Source organism: Fervidicoccus sp. SLHALR4, assembly GCF_058692745.1.
The window spans coordinates 235,534-255,289 of the sequence record NZ_CP182483.1 but is presented as its reverse complement, the minus strand read 5'-3'; the positions used below and the strand labels follow the sequence as shown (position 1 = coordinate 255,289).

The window sequence follows — 19,756 nt, the reverse complement described above, 5'->3', positions numbered from 1 at the left end:
TATTAAAATTTAAATAAATAGACTTTTCAATAGAATTCCTTGGGTCTGTTGGAAATGACCGAAGCTGAAAGGCGTTATACCTTCATTGGGAAGGACATCCCCAGGAGGGATGCGGAGAGCAAAGCGAGAGGATTTCTTGAGTTCGCATCTGACATATATGTTCCAGGAATGCTTTATGGGAGGATAGTCTACAGCCCCTATCCCTTCGCCGACATTGAGGAGATAGACGCAAAAGCAGCTGAGTCCATGGGGGCTGTTGTCCTGACTCCTCTCGATGTGCCGAGCAGGCCGTTCAACATAAGGCTGGTCAGCGTGAACGAAGTGACGTTCAAGGACTGGAGCGTTCTCACATTCTCCCCCAGGTACCTCGGCGACCCCGTTGCTGCGGTTGCAGCTCCTTCAGAGGAGCTCGCCCAGAGGGCTGCGGAATCGATCAAATTCAAGTTCAGGAGGATCTATCCTCCAGTCCTCGATGCCTTCGAGTCCATGGGTGCTCAGGCTCCGGCAGTGAGGGAGAGGATCCTGAAGGGGGAGGAGGAAGTCCAGGTGAAGAACAATGTTGGGGCTGAGATGAGATACTCTGAAGGGGATGTCGAAAGGGCAGAGAGGGAGTCCGACGTAGTTCTGGAGAGGACCTACAAGACGAACAGGAGGTACCACTTCCAGCTCGAGCCGAAGGTCTCCCTATGCATTCCGGAGCCGGATGGAAGGCTGAGCGTGTACACTACTACGCAGACAATACACAATACCAGGATCCTCATAGGCCAGGTCTTCGGGATTCCGCTCAGCAGGATATCCGTGAAGAGGATCCCCATAGGAGGCTCGTTCGGCTCAAGCATACAGACCAACCTCGTTACCCTAATATCCGTGGCCCTCTGCCTGAAAGCTAGGAAGCCCGTCAAGATCTCCCTCACGAGAGAGGAGGACATGTACGACCATGCTGACTACGAGATGCACCTGAAGCTCAGGGTAGGGGCTAAAAGGAGCGGAGAGCTCACCTTCGGAGAGCTTGTGAACATAATGGATATTGGAGCCCACCAAGTCCAAGCTTACCCCCTCCTCGGCACAGCGCTGGGGTGGTTCGTCTCCCTCTACAAGTGGAGGAACATAAGATACGAGGGGAAGGCTGTATACACGAACAAGACTCCATCCTGCGCCTTCAGGGGTTACGGGGCTCCCCAGATCTCGTGGGCTGTGGAATCGATAATGGACGAGCTTGCTGAGGAGCTCGGCATGGATCCCCTGGATCTAAAGCTGAAGAACTACGTCGGCCTCGGAGACGTGTTCTGGGGTCAGGGCCCGACCGTGAGGAGCATCATAAGATCAGATGGAGTGAGGGAGCTGGTCGAGAGGGGGAAGCAGCTCATAGGTTGGGAGAGGAGGCAGCCTCCTCACCTGAAGAAGGGGAGGTACAGGATGGGGCTCGGCTTCGGGAGGTCCTTCCACACCTCGGGGGCCGGAGGCCCCATATCGGGAGAGGTCATCGACTACACGGGCGCAACCCTGAAGCTCAACGAGGACGGGAGCCTCGACTACATAACCGCTCTGCAGGATCATGGGGGTGGGACGCTCGAGGCCCACGCGAAGATAATTGCGGAGGAGCTCGGCGTTCCGCCCCACCTCATAAACATAGTCCCCTCCGACACCAGCACGACTCCATACGATGTGTGCACCCATGCCTCAAGAGGGACGTACGTTGGAGGGGAAGCGGCGAGGAGGGCAGCCCAGATAGTGAAAGCGAAGGTCTTCGAAGCAGCCTCCAGGATCCTCTCGAGGGCCGTGAATCCTGAAGCTTTCAAGATAAAGTACGATGAGTCCCTCGAGCAGGCGGTCGTGTATGTCGAGGGAATGAAGGATATGAGGGTGACGCTTTCGGAGATTGCGAGGACATCGTGGCAGAGAAACTGGGGGACGATAGCTGCAACTGTAAGCTACAGGGCGACCTCTGCTCCCCCGACCTTCACGGTGTTCTTCGTGGAGGTCGAGGTGGATACGTACACCGGAACCGTGAAGCCGAAGAGGGTGGTGGCAGGAGCAGACCTCGGAACAGTCATAAATCCGAAGCTCGCTGAGGGGCAGCTCCACGGAGGCTTCGTGATGGGCTGGAGTATGGCCTACCTGGAGGACACTCTCTACGACAGGAAGAGTGGGGAGCTCATGAACAGGGGGATGGTTGTGGACTACAAGATCCCAACATCCCAGGACGCTCCGAAGCTCGATGACTTCAGGGTCATCTTCGCCAACACATATGAGCCCACGGGCCCCTACGGAGCCAAGGGGCTCGGAGAGGCTGCCCTCAATCCAGTCGCCGGCGCCGTGGCCAACGCAATATACAACGCCATTGGGATAAGATTCTACACGCTGCCCATAACGCCTGAGAGGATCCTCGAAGCTCTCTCGGGGAGGTGAAGAGCTGTGAGCACCCTCAACAGGATGAACACGAGGATAATCCCGGTGACCTTCGTCTACCACGAGCCCAGGACAGTTGAGGAGGCCCTCGAGCTGCTATCCGAGCTGGGGGAGGATGCGAGGATACTGGCAGGGGGAACAGATCTCCTCGTCAAGATGAAGGCAAGGCAGGTCGAGCCGAAGCATGTGATAAACATAAAGAGGATAGAATCGCTCAGGTACATTACCGAGGAGAAGGGATCTATAAGGATTGGGGCTCTCGCGACGTGGAGGGATCTGGAGAGGTTTTCCAGCATAGCCGGGAAGATCCCCGCCCTTATGGATGCTGTGCGCCAGATGGGGAGCGTTCAGATCAGGAGCATGGCTACCATAGCGGGGAACCTCTGCAATGCATCGCCTGCCGCTGACTCCGCCCCACCCCTCCTCGTCCACGATGCGAAGGTGAAGGCTCTGAGCGTGAGGGGGGAGAGGGAGATAGCGTTGAGGGAGTTCTTCATTGCCCCAGGGAGAACAGCTCTGAAGCCCGATGAGATGCTCGTTGAAATAGAGATCCCCGAGCCTCCTCCGGGCAGCTCCTCGGCATTCATAAAGCTGGCCAGAACGGCCATGGATCTGGCGAAAGCTAGCGCCGCGGCCTACCTGAGGATCGAGGATGGAATAATAGCTGACGTGAGGATAGCTCTCGGATCTGTAGCTCCGAGGCCGGTCCGCTCTCCAAGCGTTGAGGCTGAGCTGCTGAACAGGCCCTTCAGCGAAGCTCTGGTTGAGGAGGCTTCGTGGAAGGTTCAGCAGGACATATCGCCGATAGATGATATAAGGTCTACTGCTTCCTACAGGAGGAGAGTTTCTCCCGTTCTCGTGGCAGATTCTCTGAAGATGGCTTATTCGAGAATCGGAGGTGGTGGAGCTTGATGATAAGGTTCAGGCTGGATGGGAGGGAAGTTTCCGCAGAAGTAGAGCCGAACGAGCTGCTGCTCAACGTTCTGAGGGAGAAGCTCGGAGTTAAAGCTCCTAAGTACTCCTGCGGAATAGGAGAGTGCGGCGCATGCACTGTCCTCCTGAACGGAGAGCCCGTGCTCTCCTGCCTTACCCTGGCTGTCGACGCTGATGGTAAGGAAGTCGTGACCGCAGCGGGAATAGAGGAGAAGGCTTCATCAGTCATCTCCAGGGCCTTTGCGGAGGAAGGAGCCGTGCAGTGCGGATACTGCTCCCCTGGATTTACTGTCATGACCTACCGCCTCCTGCAGGAGAAGAGGGATCCCAGTGAGGAAGAGATCAGGGAATTCCTCAGGGGCAACCTCTGCCGTTGCACTGGCTACGTGAACATTATTAAGGGAGTGAAGAGAGCAGCAGAAGAAATGAGGGGTGTAAGATGAAGGACCTGAGAGGCAAGGACATTCTTTCTGCCTTCGACTTCGATAGGGAAACAATTGAGCACCTTTTCCTGGAAGCGGAGGAGCTGAGGAGCAGGCTCAGAGAAGGGAAGCTCAGATTGGCCGAGGGGAAGATCCTCGCAACGGTGTTTCTGGAGCCCAGCACGAGGACCAAGATGAGCTTCCAGATGGCCATGCTCAAGCTGGGAGGGAGCGTCATAGACTTCCAGCCAGAGACCAGCTCCATTCAGAAGGGAGAGAGCGATGTAGATACCATGAGGATAATCGATGGCTATGAGCCAGATGCGATCGTTCTGAGGCAGAGCAAGCCGTTCTTCCCCCACAGCATAAAGGATGAGATAAGGGCCCCAATAATAAACGGTGGCGATGGAACAAACGAGCACCCAACTCAAGCTCTCCTCGACCTGTACACGATATGGAGGGAGCTCAGAGAGATAGATGGGCTGAGGATAGGCATAATGGGGGACTTGAAGTATGGGAGGACGGCCCCTTCCCTCTCCTACATGCTGACCTTCTACAGAAACGTCCGCGTCTACTACATCTCTCCGAAGGAGCTCAGGCTCAGGGAAGAAGTGAAGAGGAACATTGAGGGGAAGCTTTGGTATGCAGAGGTCGAGAGGCTCGAGGACATCGAAGAAGAGCTGGACGTGCTTTACGTAACGAGGCTGCAGAAGGAGAGGTTCAGCGATCCCTCGGAATATGAGAGACTTCGCTCAAGCTATATAGTTACGGTCTCGGCCCTCAAGAAGATGAAGAAGATCCCAATCATAATGCACCCCCTCCCGAGGGTTTGGGAGCTCCCCCAGCAGGTGGATCAGCTTCCGCAGGCAAAGTACTTCGAGCAGGCAAAGAACGGAATGTACATCAGGGCAGCCCTAATCAAGGAAATACTCGGCCTATAGCAATACCTCCATTCTTTTTTGCTGTGCTGGCCTTTTCAAATGCCTTTTCAAATGAATGTCAATTTCGAAAAGGGCTCGCTTCACAAAAATCCTCAATGCTGAACCGCTCACCTCGATGACAGAATCCTTCATTATTTTAATGGCACACCATTGAGTTTCTCCCTACCCCTCGGCAGCAAATCATTTAGAAGGCTGACCTCAAGTTAATGATCTCTGTTCGGGTGAGCAAGGTGAGCTTTTCTGAGAAGATCTCTGAGTTCTTCGAGATAGAGAAGAGGGGAAGCACAGCTAAGATCGAAGTCATCGCTGGAATAACCACCTTCCTCTCCATGGCCTACATCCTCTTCGTGAACCCAGCGATACTCACCGATGGCTTCTCGATAGCGCTCCGCCAAGCCCTCGGCATACCAATCTCGAGCCCCATTCCCGATCAGTACCAGGGCCTCCTCTACAGCATAAGGCTTGGCTTCACTGCTGCGACCGCTATCTCTGCAGCTGTGGCGACGCTGATAATGGCCCTCTACGCCAAGCTCCCCTTCGCGCTGGCACCGGGGATGGGAGAGAACGCATTCGTAGCCTACACGATAATCCCCCTCTTCGCAGACCTCATCCTTTCGAGCGAGAGGGCTGCTGGTGTGGAGGCTGCGGAGCTCGCCATCTACCTCGCTCTAGTCTCTGTCTTCTTCAACGGCATACTCTTCCTCATATTCTCCATGGGGAAGATCAGGGAATTTATCATAAATTCAGTTCCAGAGTCCCTCAAGCTCGGCATCGGGATAGGAATAGGCCTGTTCATAACTCTGATAGGGTTCGCCGATGTGGGGATAGTGAGGGGAGGAGCGGGAACTCCCATAGCATTCAACACTGAAGCGCTGAGGACCCTTCCCTTCTACCTTGGGATGCTGAGCTTCTTCATAGCATCGGTCCTGCTCGTGAAGAGAGTGGTAGGAGGGTTCATCATAGCTATACTCGCCTCAACTATTGCGGCGGGGGCTTTCGGAATGCTCTCCCTCCCTCCATCGCTTGTAACTGTCCCAACTCTCACGACATCAATACTCAACAATCTCCCAAAATCCTTCTATTTGTATGCCTCTCTCTTCGGCATTGGATTCCCGATAGCCTTCTCTCTCTTCCTCGTAGACTTCTTCGATGGCATCGGGACCATCACGGGGCTGGCGACAAAGGCGAGGCTGGTTGAGAACGGGAAGATAGTTGGAATAGGCAGGGCGCTGATAACTGATGCTCTCTCCTCTATTCTCGCTCCCTTCTTCGGCACTTCGACGGTTGTGATCTATATAGAGAGCGCTTCGGGAATTGAGCAGGGGGGTAGGACGGGGCTCACTGCTCTGGTCGCATCACTCCTCTTCTTCCTCTCCATCGGGCTGACGCCGCTGTTCACAGCGATTCCGTCTTTTGCTACGGGGGGCGTCCTCATGCTCGTTGGGCTCCTCTTCCTGACCATGGCTGGGAAGCTGACTGAGCTCGAGGACTACAGCGAGCTCATCCCTGCATTCGTAACCATAACATCGATACCTTTCACATACAGCATCACGACAGGGATAGGGCTGGGCTTCATCACCTATGTGCTCATAAAGCTGCTGACGGGGAAGCTGAGGGAAATCAAGCCTGGAGTTGCTGCAATAGCTGTCCTGTTCCTGATATACTTCATCCTGGTTGCGAAGGGATTCTGACCTCAAGCAAAGCAGTTTTTTATCTCCTTCGTCATTTTTAAAAGGTTCGCAAACGCATTCAGCTCATTGGGAATGCACTGAAGCACAAGATGGCTGGAAGTTATGGCCAGAATAGCTCTTATAGTCAATCCAATAGCTGGGATAGGCGGTCCCGTTTCCGCAAAGGGAAGCGACGCGATCCCCTGGGGAGAGCTCGGAGTGTACATAGGCCCTTCGTTCAAGGCATCGATCCTCTTTGCGAGGGAATTCAAGAGGTCTGTTCCAGAAGGGATCCTGAAGAGAGAAGAGATCCTTGTCCCGAGGGGGTTGATGGGGGAAATTGCGGCGAGGGAAATGGGGGGAAGGCCGAAAATTATCTGCAGGCCGAAGTATCCGAGCAGCAGGGAGGACACGAGAAAGTGTTCTGCCAGAGCAGCAGAGGAGGGGGCCGACCTAATCCTGTTCGTAGGCGGCGATGGGACTGCCTTCGATGTCTATGAAGGCTCAGGAGGGAGGGTAAGCCTTCTTGGGATCCCAGGGGGGACGAAGGTCTACAGCTCCGTTTTCGCCAGGAGCATAGCCTCCGCAGCAAGGCTGCTGTCTTCTTACTTGAAGGGGGAGTTCCTGCACACAACAGGCGAGATAATTCTGGTCGATGAGGAGGAGCTGAGGAAGGCCGGGAGGTTCTCTGTCTCTGGTGTATATCTTGCAAGGACTATCGAATCTCTTAGCGCACCGGAGCACCAGCAGAGCAAAGACTTCCACGCCTCCGAAGAGGAGGAGCTCAGGGAGCTGGCGGAGTGCGTTTCCGAGGAGATCTCCGAGGAACAGCCTCTCATCGTTGGGCCGGGGAGGACGGCGATGGCCATTTCGGAGAGGCTCGGAATAGAGAAGAAAGATCTCCTGAGCGTTTCGGCTGGATGGAGAGAAAGAACCTACTGCTCAGACTGCTCTTCCTCGGATATAGCAAGCTTCTGCAGCCTTTCCGGTGGGGCTAAAACCGTTAAGGTGATCATCTCCCCCCTCGGGAGCTCTGGGTTCCTCCTTGGAAGGGGGAATCAGCAGATACCGACCTCAGTTCTGAGGGAAATGAGCCTGAGCAACCTGATAGTTGTTGCGACAAGGAGCAAGGCCTTTAAGCTGAAGCAGCTCTATGTGGACTTGAAGGGAAGCGGGGCTGAGGAGAACTTCGTTGGCTATGTCAGGGTGAAGATAGGCTGTGGAGAGGAGCTGGTGATGAGAGTTCAGCGCGCTTGAAGGTTGTGTGAAATGTTTATAAGCTATCCAGCCGGCAGCAATAATGGGCTCAGAAGAGCGGCGCCCTCGGGATCGCGTCCCCCTCACAGCCCGTCCCAGAAGCCTCCGCTCGCGAATGGGATCCCTTTCTCCGGAGAATGAGAGAATAAATGAGATATGGAGGTAGTAGCCCCTGCTGTTCGAATTCGTTGATCCGAAGAAGAAGATGCTGAAGATGAGGGTGGAGAGCCCAGATGACCTGTGGCTCCTCTACACCCTTCTCAAGGAAGGCGACAAGGTGACTGCGAGGACGATGAGAGATGTCAAGCAGGGGGAGGGGGAGAAGGGGAGGAGACTCCCCATGATACTCACGATCTCCCTCAAGCACATGGAGTTCCAGCCCTTCACCAACAGGCTGAGGATGAGGGGCATAGTCATTGAGGGCCCGGACACATTTGGAATACTTGGATCGCACCACACCCTCTCGGTGGGTGTTGGGGATGAGCTGCTTGTGGAGAGGGAGGAAGGGTGGAGCGCAAGAGATGTGAAGAGGCTCGAAGAGTCTTCAATGAAGCTCGGTTCTGTCATTATTGTTGCAGTGGACTACGATGAGGTCGCAGTCGGGGTCTTCAGAAGGCAGGGGCTGAAGAGAGTCCTGGAGAGGGATCTGAGGCTCCCGGGAAAAGGGGATGAGAGGAGAGAGGCGGAGCTCAGTGAATCTGTGGAGGATATAGCGAAGGAAGTTGCGGGGATCTCCGAGAGGGAAGGAGATGTGGTCGGCATAGTTGTAGCGGGACCCGGCTTCCTCAAGGAGAAGGTTCGTGAGGAACTGCAGCGGATCTTGAAAGATAAGCCCGTACTCATCGAGAACGCGAGCATGGGAGGATATGCAGGGATCAGGGAGGCCGTTGCGAGGGGTAAGCCGGCTGAGCTTCTCAGGAGCCAAGAGCTCCATGATGTGGAGGAATCGTTTGAGAGGATCCTCAGGCAGCTGGGGGAAGATCCCCAGCTCGTGGGGATGGGAAAGGAGGAGTGCGGTGAAGCTTCGAAGGTGGGGGCTGTGGATGTCTGCCTCGTCCTCGACGAGCTGCTCTCTTCTGCAAGCTCTCAGGAGAGGCTCGAAATAGAGGGCATTCTCAACAGCATTCAATCTTTCGGAGGAAAGATCCACGTGGTTCCGTGGAGCACACCGCTGGGCGAGAGGCTCTACTCTCTCGGAGGGATGGTCTGCCTGCTGAGGTTCCCGCTGTTTCGAGAAAGGTCTAGGTGACAGATTCTCTGTTTATGACCAGGCGGTCCTTCGTGGGGTGAGCCTCAACGATTTCCATGCATCCTTCCCGAGCAATTTGCCTCACGATGTCGAGGTCGTCTGGATGGAAGCAGAGCTCCTCTCCCCCGCACCTGAAGAGGAGCCCCCTCTCCAAGTACTCCCCAATTTCCTCTTCCCCCAAGCATTTTAGCACTCCATAAAGCAAGGTTCCTTCGGCCGTGGCCTTCTCATACACCCTCAGGTCGCTCTCCGCAGCCCTCGCGAACCTCCTCCTCGTCTGGATCTCGTCCTTGAAGGATGCTGGGCAGAAATGGATCGGGATCCTCAGCCCGCGCTCCTCTGCAGCCCTCATGGCTTTGAGCGCAGTCTCAGCGCTTCCCGAGACCGCCTTGCCGTCCCGAGAGAAAGAAAATCCCATGATGCGGAGGGAAGACTCGTTGGACTCGCTTACCTCCAGCTCATTTATGTTGAGGAAATCCGCATTTACTTCATCGAGGAACTCTGCCAGGGCAACTATTTCACCCTCCCTGCCCGGGATGGCCGGGATCTCGGCGCCCACGCTCATACCTGTTAGCTCCTTCGCTCTCCTGATCCTCTCTAGCGCCTCCCTCCTGGTTGGGTGGAACCTTATCTCGTCGAGGCCAGCAGCTTCGAGGGCTCTGAGGACCTCGTCTCTGGCAAGTAGCCCGTTCGTGTAAAGGTGGATGTGGAAGGAGGGCCCGAACGCTGCCTTGAGAGACCTTATGACCTGCAGAGTCCTGTCCAGCCTCTCCAGGGGATCCCCTCCCGTTATGCTAGCTGAAGAAGCCCCGCTCCTCTCGATCTCCGCGACAGCTTCCTGAATGGTCTCAGCCCTCCTTTCATTGACGAACATGACGTCCCTGTTCTTTCTTGCGGAGCTTATCGGGCAGTAGTAGCAGCTCTCCCTGCAGAGCCCTGTTATGAAGATCACCGCCTTGCTTCCAGAAAAGCACAGAGAGCAGCCGGCGGCGATCTTGCCTCTGTAAACGGCTGCGTACTTCGATATCCTGATGCTTCCCTTCGTCAAATCCTCTCAGCCACCGCCCTTCTCAGGGCAGGATCCCTCTCCATCAGCTCCCTCAGCCTCTGCTCGAAGCTCTCCCCGGGCTCGAGGGTCTCGCTGAGATAGACCCCAGTCCTCCCGATCTCGCTCCTTCTGCTGAGAACCCTGACCCTCTCGAGAACAGTATCGAGGCTTATCCCGAGCACCGATGCTGCTTCGGCCTCCCTTCCCAATATGCTCGAGAGGACATATCCATTCTCCACTGGCCTGACAAGCTCAAGCCTCTTGTTCACTCCCGGAACCCTAACGCCCCGGAGCAGCTCCTCGAAGCTTATCGCTCCCCCGAACCTGTAGAACTCGCTCTCCCTCCTCTGAAGCTTCACCAGAGGAAAGCTGACAACCTTCAGCTCCTCTGGGTCAAGCACAATGTATGCCTTGGGAGAGCTTGAGGGCGTTGCCTGGACTATCCTCCTCTCGTAGAACCTCTCTCCTGCCTTCTCCAGCATCAGCTCGACGAGATATGAGGGCACAGGTTCCAGGAATGCCACATCCACATCGCTCTTCTCATGAACGTCCCCCCGAGCCACGCTCCCGTGAAGGACGAGAGAGGAGCTCAAATTTTTGAGAGCCGACATTATCTTCTCAGCAGCTTCTCTTTTCTCCCTTAGGAGCTCCAGATCTCTCTCGCTGTAGACCACCAAGCGTTCATCGAAGTTTCTAGAAATCTTCTCTCTGGCCATTTTCTTCCGCTTCCTCTAACAGTACCACTCTGTAGCGTTTTTCCCATTGTGATACGGTCTTCATCGGTTCCCACCTTGCCCATAGGGATCTAGCTATCCCCATGGGCTCATGGGCGGCTGTCGAGCCCAGCGGCACGGGGCTCCCATCTAGGTTAGACCATCTGGGGCTTAGAGCATTGCTCCCATCGCCCAACTGGAAAACTATTAGTCAAGACATATATAAATCCTGCTGAATCGAAAAAACACAAATTGATAACAGAGTGCTACGATCTAACGGTTCTTCCCCGCAGAAAGCTGAGCAGAAAGGGGTTGAGGAGGCGGTCCAAAGCCCCGCATCCTTGGCCGCTAGACTACCCGGCTTCTGCAACATTCTTTCTTGATTGAGGCCCTTTAAGGTTTTCTCCGCCCTTTCTTCGGGCCTTTTCTCTTCGCTACTCCTCCTCTTCCTCTTCGATCTCCAGCTTCTCTCCTTCTTCGATCTCCTTGAGCGTAGGCTTCCTGGTCGTCTCCTCAAGCAGCTCCTCCAGCATCTTGACATCATCGTCTCTTATGTAGGGAGCAACGACAGCGACCCCTCTGTCATGGTAGTTGTCCTCGCTGACCTTAAGGCTCTCGTATACTATGAGGAAAATCGGAATGGTAGCCGTGAGCGTATCCTTCCCTGTTCTCTTGAGGCCGAACTCTTTGTAGAGAGATATGGCTTCCCTGTCCTGCCCGACCTTCAGCTCAACCTCGATGGAATCTCTCAGTATCATGAAGTCGCTGAAGGTGGGAAGCCACTCGTTCATGAGGAGGTCCCTTCCAACCGCTTTAACTACGTCCTCAAGGGCCCCCTCCACTATCTCCTTCTTCTTTATTTTTCCTGAGTGCGCTGTGAGAACAACGCATTTCTGCTGCTGAGCTGGCATCGTTCGCACACCAGACTGTTTGGTTCATTTAAAAGGGGAGAGGTTAAAAAATGTTCTCTAGCAGAATTTACTTTCCTAGGAGTTCAGAATATGCCTCCTTGAGGAGCTTCATCCCGCTCGCTATCTCCTTCTCGGTTGGGTAGCTGAAATTGAGCCTCATGGTGTTCTTTCCGCTGCCGTCATGGAAGAAGGATTCTCCGGGGACGAAGACCACTCCCTTTTTCATCGAAACTTTCAGCAGATCCCTCGTGTTCAGATCCTTGTTGTTGAAGTACATCAGCAGGAAGAGCCCTCCCTTGGGCTTCGTCCAGTATCCTTCCCCGGAGAAGTTCTCCTCGAGCGATGAGAGCATTGTATCTCTCTTGCTCCTGTAGAGGGGAAGGGATCTGGAGAGGAACTCCCTGTATATCCCCCTCCTTATCCACTCTATGGCTATGAACTGCGATATCGTTGAAGTGTGGAGGTCTGCTACTTGCTTTATCAGCTCGAGAGCTTCGATTAGGGAGCGCTCAGCCATTATCCATCCTATCCTCAGTCCCGGCGAGAGGATCTTGCTAAGCGTGCTCATGTAGATTACTCTGCCCTCCTCATCCAGCTGCTTTATTGGCCTCATGGGCCCCCCTTCGAAGGTTATGAGGTTGTACGGGTCGTCTTCGAATATCAGGAAGTCGTACTTCACAGCCAGCTCGTAGAGGTGCTTCCTCCTTTCCTCGGTCAGAGTTGTTCCCGCGGGGTTGTGGTTCGTCGGAACCGTGTAGAGGAGTTTTACCTTCTTTCCTTGAGAGTAAATACCGCGAAGCAGGTCCTCCAGCTCCTCTGTGTTCATTCCGTTCATGTCCTGGGTTACTCCGTAGATGACGGGCCTCCTCGGCTTGAAGGCGTTGAGGGCAGCCAGATAAGTCGGCTTTTCCACAATTACTATATCTCCCGGGTTTATCAGTGCCCTAGCAGTTAGATCGAGGCCCTGCTGGCTGCCGGTCAGTACGATCATATCATCGTACTCGCGCCCAACAAGGTTGAGCTCGATCTTCATCAGATCTCTGAGGGTATCGATGAGCTGGGAGATCCCCTTCGTCGGGGCATACTGCATCGCCTTCTGAAAGTTCATCATAAGCGATTTTTCAAGGATCTTCACTGCCTCCTCGAAGGGAAACTGGCTGAAGTCCGGAAGCCCTCCCCCAAAGCTTATGACCTTCTTCTGCTCAGTTACCTTCAGAAGCTCCCTCACGTCGCTGGCCCTGTACATCTTCATGTCTTCACTGAAGAAGCTCGAGAGAAGCATTCTCCTACCCTCACCATTTCACATGAAGATCATTTGTTGATCATCCTATTTAAACATATCTGGTTTTTATTTAATACTATTAGAAAAAATTAAAATAAATAAAGCCAAGAAAGGGTTGCTTCCGCTCAAATTATTCAAAAAGCGGAGAGCACTAATTTATAATTATCCCCTTCGAATTGATATTTTGCTTCAGAGGGCAGGATGCATGTTTCCGCACCGATATGGGCGCGTTCTTGGATTGGCACTTTTGGTTATTGCGCTCACTGCAGCATCTCTCCTGAGCTACGGCTTCATATTCCCCCACCATACGAGGCTCGTCGTCTCAACGACGACATCCCTCTATGCAACGGGGCTGCTGGACTACCTTGCGGAAAAGTTCAATTCCGCTCACCCAGACGTATCGGTTGAGTTCGTTGCTGTTGGAAGCGGAGCTGCACTAGAGCTGGCGAAGAGAGGGGATGCCTGCGCGGTCCTCGTGCACGCTCCAAGCCTTGAGCAGAAGTACATATCGCAGGGGGTCATAACGGATCACCAAATATTCGCTTACAACTACTTCATTATAGTCGGACCGAAAAGCGATCCTGCCAACGTGAGCGGGGCCTCTTCAGCAGCAGATGCATTCAGGAGGATCTATCTCGTGGGAGAGGAGGGAAAGACCGTCTTCATAAGCAGGGGGGATAACTCTGGAACCAATGTGAAGGAGCTTCAAATCTGGAACGACTCCGGCCTGGATCCGATGGGAAAGCAGTGGTACAAGAGCATTGGGGGAGGGATGGATCAAGCGCTCCTCGTGGCAAATGAGCTCAACGGATACACGCTGAGCGATATGGGTACCTTCCTGCTCTTCTCGAAGAACGGAAGGCTTCCAAATCTTGCCCTGCTCTTCCAGAATTCCGCCGAGCTTATAAACATCTACAGCTCCTACATTGCAGCCAGCTGCTCCGGCTCAAATTTGACAGCTGCAAGGGAGTTCGTCGACTTCGTAAATGGAGCCCAGGACCTGATCGGGAGCTATGGACTAGATAAATATGGGGCTCCACTCTTCTACCCAGCGAAGGGAAATGAGGATTTCCTGAACAGGACATGGAGCGAGTTAGCCAAGGGATAGGAATATGGATCAGGAAACTATCATGACGATAGTGAGATCCATCTACATATCTGGAACAGCTACTCTGATAGCATTCCCTATTGGTATTTTCCTGGCCTACAGGTTCGCTGTCAGGGGTATATCTGGGTGGGCCTCAGCCATAATCGAATCGCTTGTAGGATTCCCAACTGTGGTCCTCGGCCTCCTCCTTTACTTCCTCCTCAGCTCCTCCGGCCCCCTCGGCTTCCTCCACATGCTGTACACGCCAGTTGCAGTGATATTTGGGGAGGCCGTGCTGGTCATTCCAATAATAACCTCAGTTGGATACAGGCTCCTCAGACAGAAGGCCCTGAAGATATCCGAGCTTGCTGCCACTCTGGGGGCGACCAGAGCTCAGACGGCCCTCCTGATCCTCCAGGAATCCTTCAACGGGATCCTTGCCACAATGATAATGGCCTTCTCGAGAGCCATAGGCGAGCTCGGCATAGCGCTGATGCTCGGGGGAAACATAGAGGGCTACACCAGAGTCATGACCACGGCCATCGCCCTGGGAGTCTCAAAAGGCCTCTTCGGAGACAGCCTCCAGCTCGGGCTCGCCCTCGTGGCCATCATGATAAGCATAGGCCTCCTGCTGAAGCTGGTGGGCGGTGAAGAGGATTGACAGAGATCAAACTGATCGATGCGAGCTTTCATTACAAGGGGAGGGCCTCAGCAGCAATCTCCAACGTGAGCACATCCTTCAGGAAGGGGGAGACGGTGCTCATATACGGACCCAACGGCTCGGGAAAGACGACGCTCATGAAGACAGCAGCCCTCATATACAGGCCATCTGAGGGCGAGGTTCTCCTGGACGGGGAGAGTTTCTGGTCTCTCAGCGAGGATAAGAGGACTCTTCTGAGGAGAAAGGTGACGTATGTTCACGAGAAGCCCGTGATGGTGAGCGGAACAGTTATGGACAACCTGCTCCTCGGCCAGAAGATAAGGGGGGCTGATTTGAACGAAGCAGAAGAGGAGGCAAAGCGATGGCTCTCGAAGTTCGGAATGGAATTCATAGCAGACCTGAAGGCGGAAAAGCTTTCGTCAGGACAGATGCAGCTCGTCTCCCTCATTAGGGCCTTCCTCCTCTCCCCCGACATCCTGTTCCTAGATGAGCCCTTCGCCCACCTCGACAGGGAAAAGAGGAGGTTCCTGGAGAAGGTGCTGGGAGAGGGCTTGGGAGGAGCAGGCATCGTTATATCGTCCCACGACGAATCTCTCTCCCAGAGGCTGGGGAGCGACAGAATAATATACATGGAAGAAGGGAGGATCGTTCAGGATAGCTGAACCTCTCCAGAACCTCCTCCAAAAAGATTAAAGGGCTCAGAGCTTTGGCCCTTCTTCACTGCTCAGCAGGTCCAAAGGCAAAAATGCTTTCTATCATCGCCCGAATCGATTTGATCTCTGGAGGGAAATATTCTTATCGTGTCTTTCGGGCTGCATATAGAACAAACTTATAACGGCGGCATTGCAACAATTGCATGAATGCGGAATCTGCTTGTTTCCATTCAACTGTGAACATTCAGGACTTAGCAGGGGTGGAGCAAAGATGGTGGTCAACGTAAAGAAGATAAATGACTTCGAGTGGCTCATCGAGAAGGGAGAGAAGCCCTGCATGAGAGTTCCAGCAGTGGTCTTCGCAGATGAGTTCCTGATCTCGAAAATGAAGGAGGACCTCACGCTTGAGCAGGCGGCCAACGTAGCCTGCCTGAACGGCATAGTGGGCGCAAGCTATGTGATGCCCGACGGCCACCAGGGCTATGGATTCCCCATAGGCGGAGTGGCGGGGATGAACATAGAGGAAGGCGGAGTAATAAGCCCAGGAGGAGTGGGATATGACATAAACTGCGGCGTCAGGCTGCTGAGGACCGAGCTCGACTTCGAAGATGTCAAGGGAAAAATAAAGGAGCTCGTGGACGAGCTCTCAGTCAACGTTCCGAGCGGCCTTGGAAGCGAGGGTAAGATAAAGGTCTCCACCTCCGCGCTCAACGAGGTGCTCGACAGGGGAGTTGAGTGGGCGGTGGAGAAGGGATATGGATGGAGCGAGGACCCGGAGCACATAGAAGAGAGGGGGAGCTGGAAAGCTGCAGATTCCTCCAAGGTCTCCCAGAGGGCTAAGAGCAGGGGGGCCCCTGAGCTCGGCAGCCTCGGCAGCGGAAACCACTTCCTAGAGGTCCAGGTAGTCGATAAAATATACGATGAGAGGGTTGCGAAGCAAATAGGCATCACGCATGAAGGACAGGTAACGGTCATGATACACACCGGGAGCAGGGGCCTCGGCCACCAGGTGGCGAGCGACTACTTGCAAGTAATGGAGAGGGCCATGAGGAAGTACGGAGTGAATCCTCCGGACAGGGAGCTCGCAAGCATTCCGTTCAGCTCCGAGGAGGGGCAGGATTACTTCAAGGCTATGGCGGCAGCCGCGAACTATGCCTGGACCAACAGGCAGCTCATAACCCACTGGGTGAGGGAGAGCTTCAGAAAGGTCTTCGGAGCGAGCGATGACAGGCTCGGGCTGGAGATAGTGTACGATGTAGCCCACAACATAGCGAAGGTCGAGGAGTACAGCATCGAGGGGAGGAGGGTGAAGCTGGTTGTACACAGGAAGGGAGCAACGAGGGCTTTCCCTCCGGGGCACCCGGAGATCCCCAAGGATCACCAGCAGGTTGGGCAGGTCGTCCTCATACCTGGATCGATGGGGACTGCGAGCTACGTTCTCGTTGGGACTCCAAAGGGAGAGAGAACCTGGTTCACTGCCCCTCACGGCGCTGGAAGGTGGATGAGCAGATCCAAGGCCCTGAAGAGCTACACAGCAGATCAGCTGCTCAGAGAGCTGGGGAAGCAGGGAATATATGTGAGGGCAGCTTCAAAGGGAGTCCTCGTCGAGGAGGCTCCAGCAGCTTACAAGGATGTGGACAGAGTAGCAATGGTAGCCGACAGGGTTGGAATAGGCAAGCTTGTAGCAAGGCTCAGACCCATAGGCGTGACGAAGGGATGAGGTGGGCTGCGGGGTGAGGAGGGAGGAGCTGCTGAGGGAGAGGATAGCAGATGATCCCCCAAGCGATGAAGCTCTGAGGTGCGGAAGAGAGCTCATAAAGTACTACGACCAGATACACGGCTTCATGTCCGGCCACTTGGCAGAAGCGGCGAGGATACTGGAGGAGGGGGTGAGAGAGAGCGAACTCAGGTTCCTCTCCTTCACCGGGAACATCGTCTCGACGGGTTTGAGGGGGCTCATAGCGAAGCTCATCAGGGACGGGCACTTCAATGTTGTTGTCACAACTACAGGGACCCTGGACCACGATGTTGCTAAATCCCTCGGCCCAGGATACTTCAAGGGGAGATTCGAGCACGACGATGTCATGCTCCGGGAGATGGAAGTCCACAGGCTGGGAAACATACTCGTTCCCGTCGAGAGCTACGGCCCAGTCGTCGAGAAGTTCGTCAGGGAGCTGATGGAGGAGCTGAAGGGGAGGAGGGTCTCCCCCAGCGAGCTGATTGCATTGGCAGGAAAGAGGATCAGCGACAGGAACTCCATACTGAGGGCAGCCAGCGAGAGGGGAGTCCCGGTGATAGTCCCAGGGTTCTACGACGGGAGCTTCGGGACAAACTCCCTCATATTCTCGAGGCTGAACAAAGTAGAGATCGATCTGTCGCAGGACCAGAAGCTGCTGGAGGACATGGTCTTCGAAGCAGAAAGCAAGAAGAGCCTCGCCCTCTCCATAGGGGGAGGCATAAGCAAGCACCATGTCATATGGTGGAACCAGTTCAAGGGAGGCCTGGACTACGCTGTTTACCTCACCACAGCCCCCGAGTACGACGGGAGTCTGAGCGGAGCCCAGACGAGAGAGGCAATATCGTGGGGAAAGATCAAGAGGGAGGCGAAGCACGTCGTAGTCTACGGGGATGCGACCATAACTCTTCCAATACTGGTCTCTGTTCTGTATTAGAGGTTATAACTATTAAGCCCTCTTAACTGCATTTTGGATCAGTAATTCTGCTCTGCAGCAGTCAGTGCTGGAAGCGATGATAGATGGCAGAGACAACAGCTGAATCCTTCAGGCAGATGAGCCCCGCCGAGTTCTTCTACAGGAACAAAGAGATCGCGGGGTTCACCAGTGCCTCCAGAGCGATGTACCAGGCTGTTAGGGAGTTCTTCGAGAACAGCCTCGATGCTACCGAAGTCCACGGCATACTGCCGAGGATAGTTGTGAGGATTTCGAGGGAGGATCCCAACAACCCCAACTTCTTCACCATAACAGTCGAGGACAACGGCATAGGGATTCCGAGCACCGTTATTCCCGATGCCTTCGGTAGGGTCCTATACTCCTCGAAATACAAGCTCAGGCAGACGAGGGGGATGTACGGCCTCGGCGCCAAGATGGCGATTCTGTACGGGCAGCAGAACACGGGGAAGCCGTTCGAGATATTCAGCAGCACCGTTCACTCCAAGAAGATATACTACTACAAGCTGATGATAAGGATGGACAAAAACGAGCCCCTCGTGCTCGAGGAGGGGGAGTGGCCCAAATCCAGCGGCTGGCACGGCACTGTGGTGAAGCTGACCCTGGAAGGGGAGTGGAGCAAGAGGACGAGGGACTACATATCAGTCTACTTGAAGAGGACAGCGATAATAGCTCCCTATGCGGATATAGCATTCATCTACCCTTCGACGGAGGGGGATGGGAAGGATCCCGAGATCGCAGTTTACAGGAGGGTCACTACCAAGCTCCCCGCTCCTCCGAAGGAGACGAAGCCACATCCTTTCGGCGTGGACCTAGAGATGCTGAAGATGATGATTGCGGAGAGGCCCTCTGCCTCAATGAAGGAGTTCCTCATGAAGAGCTTCCAGAGGATAGGGGAGAAGAAGGCCCTGGAGGTCCTGGAGAAGGCTAAGATAAGTCCCGAAAAGAAGGCATCATCGCTCACAGACAAGGAGCTGGAGAGCCTATACAAGGCCATGAGGGAAACGAAGTTCATAGCTCCATCCCCTGAAGCTCTCTCCCCAATTGGGGAGGATCTCATAAAGATAGGCCTCAAGGAGGTGCTGGGAGCAGAGTTCGTTGAAGCTGTTACGAGGAAGCCGAAGTCATATGGAGGCCACCCGTTCATAGTAGAGGCAGGCATCGCCTACGGAGGAAAGCTTCTTGAGAACCTGGACGAAATAGCGAAGGACTCCCTCAAGGGGCAACAGGGCCCCTACATAGCCCTGCTGAGATATGCCAACAAGATACCCCTCCTCTTCGACGAAAAGGCCGACGTCATATGGAGCATAGTCAACTCCGAGGAGTTCAACTGGAGGACGACCTACAAGCTCGAACAGACAGACGTGGTAGCAGTCCTAGTGCACGTAGCTTCCACGAAGGTTCCCTACAAAGGCGTTGGGAAGGAGAGCATAGCTCCTGTTGAGGAGCTCAGGAAGGAGATAGAGGCAGCCGTTCAGGAAGTCGCGAGGAGGCTGAGGGTCTACATAACGAGGAAGAGGAAGAGGCAGGAAGCGCAGGAGAAGCTGAGGCTCTTCATGAAGTACATTCCCGAGGTTGCCCAGAACCTGGCGTTCTTCGCTGCAGAGGAGGACGATCTTTCTAAGCTGTCAAAAGCTCTCGAGGAGCGCCTCCTGGAAATGGCGAAGAGGAAGGTGAGAGTACAGCTCGAGCAGGCGGAGGATCTGGGACCCGTGGCTTCAGCCCAGGCTCCTGAGGCGGAGAGCCTAGCAGCTGAGGACCCATCTTCCTCCGAAGATGAAGAGGAAGGAGGTGACGAGGAGTGAGCGCTGTACAGGACAGGGCCGATCTGAG

The 19,756-nt window shown here is 54.5% G+C and carries 17 protein-coding genes; 13 read left to right on the top strand and 4 right to left on the bottom strand.

The annotated features are described in order from the left end of the window. Window positions 1-39: 39 nt before the first annotated feature. From ACLGLO_RS01340 to ACLGLO_RS01310, 7 genes are all read left to right on the top strand, one after another. On the top strand, window positions 40-2,409 hold the full coding sequence (locus ACLGLO_RS01340; RefSeq protein WP_492128618.1) for a xanthine dehydrogenase family protein molybdopterin-binding subunit: 2,370 nt from the start codon (window positions 40-42) through the stop codon (window positions 2,407-2,409). Between the two features lie 6 nt (window positions 2,410-2,415). Beyond that, on the top strand, window positions 2,416-3,321 hold the full coding sequence (locus tag ACLGLO_RS01335) for an FAD binding domain-containing protein (protein ID WP_492128617.1): 906 nt from the start codon (window positions 2,416-2,418) through the stop codon (window positions 3,319-3,321). Further along, on the top strand, window positions 3,321-3,785 hold the full coding sequence (locus ACLGLO_RS01330; RefSeq protein WP_492129102.1) for a (2Fe-2S)-binding protein: 465 nt from the start codon (window positions 3,321-3,323) through the stop codon (window positions 3,783-3,785). Before ACLGLO_RS01335 ends, ACLGLO_RS01330 begins: the two co-directional genes overlap by 1 nt. Next, the gene (gene pyrB / locus ACLGLO_RS01325) at window positions 3,782-4,705 is read left to right on the top strand and encodes an aspartate carbamoyltransferase (protein ID WP_492128616.1); all 924 of its coding nucleotides are present in this window, start codon (window positions 3,782-3,784) and stop codon (window positions 4,703-4,705) included. The genes ACLGLO_RS01330 and pyrB overlap by 4 nt, the downstream gene beginning before the upstream one ends. Before the next feature lie 230 nt (window positions 4,706-4,935). Further along, entirely contained in the window at window positions 4,936-6,396 is a 1,461-nt protein-coding gene (locus ACLGLO_RS01320) for an NCS2 family permease (RefSeq protein ID WP_492128615.1), read from the top strand. A 102-nt stretch (window positions 6,397-6,498) separates the two neighbouring features. Further along, a complete protein-coding gene (locus tag ACLGLO_RS01315) occupies window positions 6,499-7,632 on the top strand; it encodes an ATP-NAD kinase family protein (RefSeq protein ID WP_492128614.1) in 1,134 nt (377 codons plus the stop codon). A 205-nt stretch (window positions 7,633-7,837) separates the two neighbouring features. Beyond that, window positions 7,838-8,881: a pelota family protein gene (locus ACLGLO_RS01310; protein WP_492128613.1), complete on the top strand. Its 1,044-nt coding sequence runs from the start codon at window positions 7,838-7,840 to the stop codon at window positions 8,879-8,881. Here the strand turns inward: ACLGLO_RS01310 and ACLGLO_RS01305 are convergent. The 4 genes from ACLGLO_RS01305 to ACLGLO_RS01290 form a co-directional block, all read right to left on the bottom strand. After that, window positions 8,874-9,929 carry a radical SAM protein gene (locus ACLGLO_RS01305; protein WP_492128612.1) on the bottom strand — a complete coding sequence of 352 codons (1,056 nt, stop codon included), beginning with the start codon at window positions 9,927-9,929 and terminating at the stop codon, window positions 8,874-8,876. The two genes, ACLGLO_RS01310 and ACLGLO_RS01305, sit on opposite strands and share 8 nt — an antisense overlap. After that, window positions 9,926-10,645 (bottom strand): nucleotidyltransferase domain-containing protein, encoded by a 720-nt coding sequence (locus ACLGLO_RS01300; protein WP_492128611.1) that lies wholly within the window; start codon window positions 10,643-10,645, stop codon window positions 9,926-9,928. The genes ACLGLO_RS01305 and ACLGLO_RS01300 overlap by 4 nt, the downstream gene beginning before the upstream one ends. A gap of 431 nt (window positions 10,646-11,076) precedes the next feature. Further along, window positions 11,077-11,553: a DUF2286 domain-containing protein gene (locus tag ACLGLO_RS01295; RefSeq protein WP_492128610.1), complete on the bottom strand. Its 477-nt coding sequence runs from the start codon at window positions 11,551-11,553 to the stop codon at window positions 11,077-11,079. A 67-nt stretch (window positions 11,554-11,620) separates the two neighbouring features. Then, window positions 11,621-12,835 carry an aminotransferase-like domain-containing protein gene (locus ACLGLO_RS01290; RefSeq protein WP_492128609.1) on the bottom strand — a complete coding sequence of 405 codons (1,215 nt, stop codon included), beginning with the start codon at window positions 12,833-12,835 and terminating at the stop codon, window positions 11,621-11,623. Between the two features lie 238 nt (window positions 12,836-13,073). Between ACLGLO_RS01290 and ACLGLO_RS01285 the strand changes: the two genes are divergently transcribed. From ACLGLO_RS01285 to ACLGLO_RS01260, 6 genes are all read left to right on the top strand, one after another. Further along, the gene (locus ACLGLO_RS01285) at window positions 13,074-13,943 is read left to right on the top strand and encodes an ABC transporter substrate-binding protein (RefSeq protein WP_492128608.1); all 870 of its coding nucleotides are present in this window, start codon (window positions 13,074-13,076) and stop codon (window positions 13,941-13,943) included. Window positions 13,944-13,947: 4 nt separating this feature from the next. Beyond that, window positions 13,948-14,583 carry an ABC transporter permease gene (locus ACLGLO_RS01280; RefSeq protein ID WP_492128607.1) on the top strand — a complete coding sequence of 212 codons (636 nt, stop codon included), beginning with the start codon at window positions 13,948-13,950 and terminating at the stop codon, window positions 14,581-14,583. Next, a complete protein-coding gene (locus ACLGLO_RS01275; protein ID WP_492128606.1) occupies window positions 14,580-15,245 on the top strand; it encodes an ABC transporter ATP-binding protein in 666 nt (221 codons plus the stop codon). Before ACLGLO_RS01280 ends, ACLGLO_RS01275 begins: the two co-directional genes overlap by 4 nt. A 262-nt stretch (window positions 15,246-15,507) precedes the next feature. Continuing rightward, on the top strand, window positions 15,508-16,956 hold the full coding sequence (locus ACLGLO_RS01270; protein ID WP_492128605.1) for an RtcB family protein: 1,449 nt from the start codon (window positions 15,508-15,510) through the stop codon (window positions 16,954-16,956). Between the two features lie 13 nt (window positions 16,957-16,969). Further along, entirely contained in the window at window positions 16,970-17,908 is a 939-nt protein-coding gene (locus ACLGLO_RS01265) for a deoxyhypusine synthase (RefSeq protein ID WP_492128604.1), read from the top strand. Between the two features lie 83 nt (window positions 17,909-17,991). Continuing rightward, window positions 17,992-19,728 (top strand): DNA topoisomerase VI subunit B, encoded by a 1,737-nt coding sequence (locus ACLGLO_RS01260; RefSeq protein WP_492128603.1) that lies wholly within the window; start codon window positions 17,992-17,994, stop codon window positions 19,726-19,728. The last annotated feature ends 28 nt before the right edge of the window (window positions 19,729-19,756 follow it).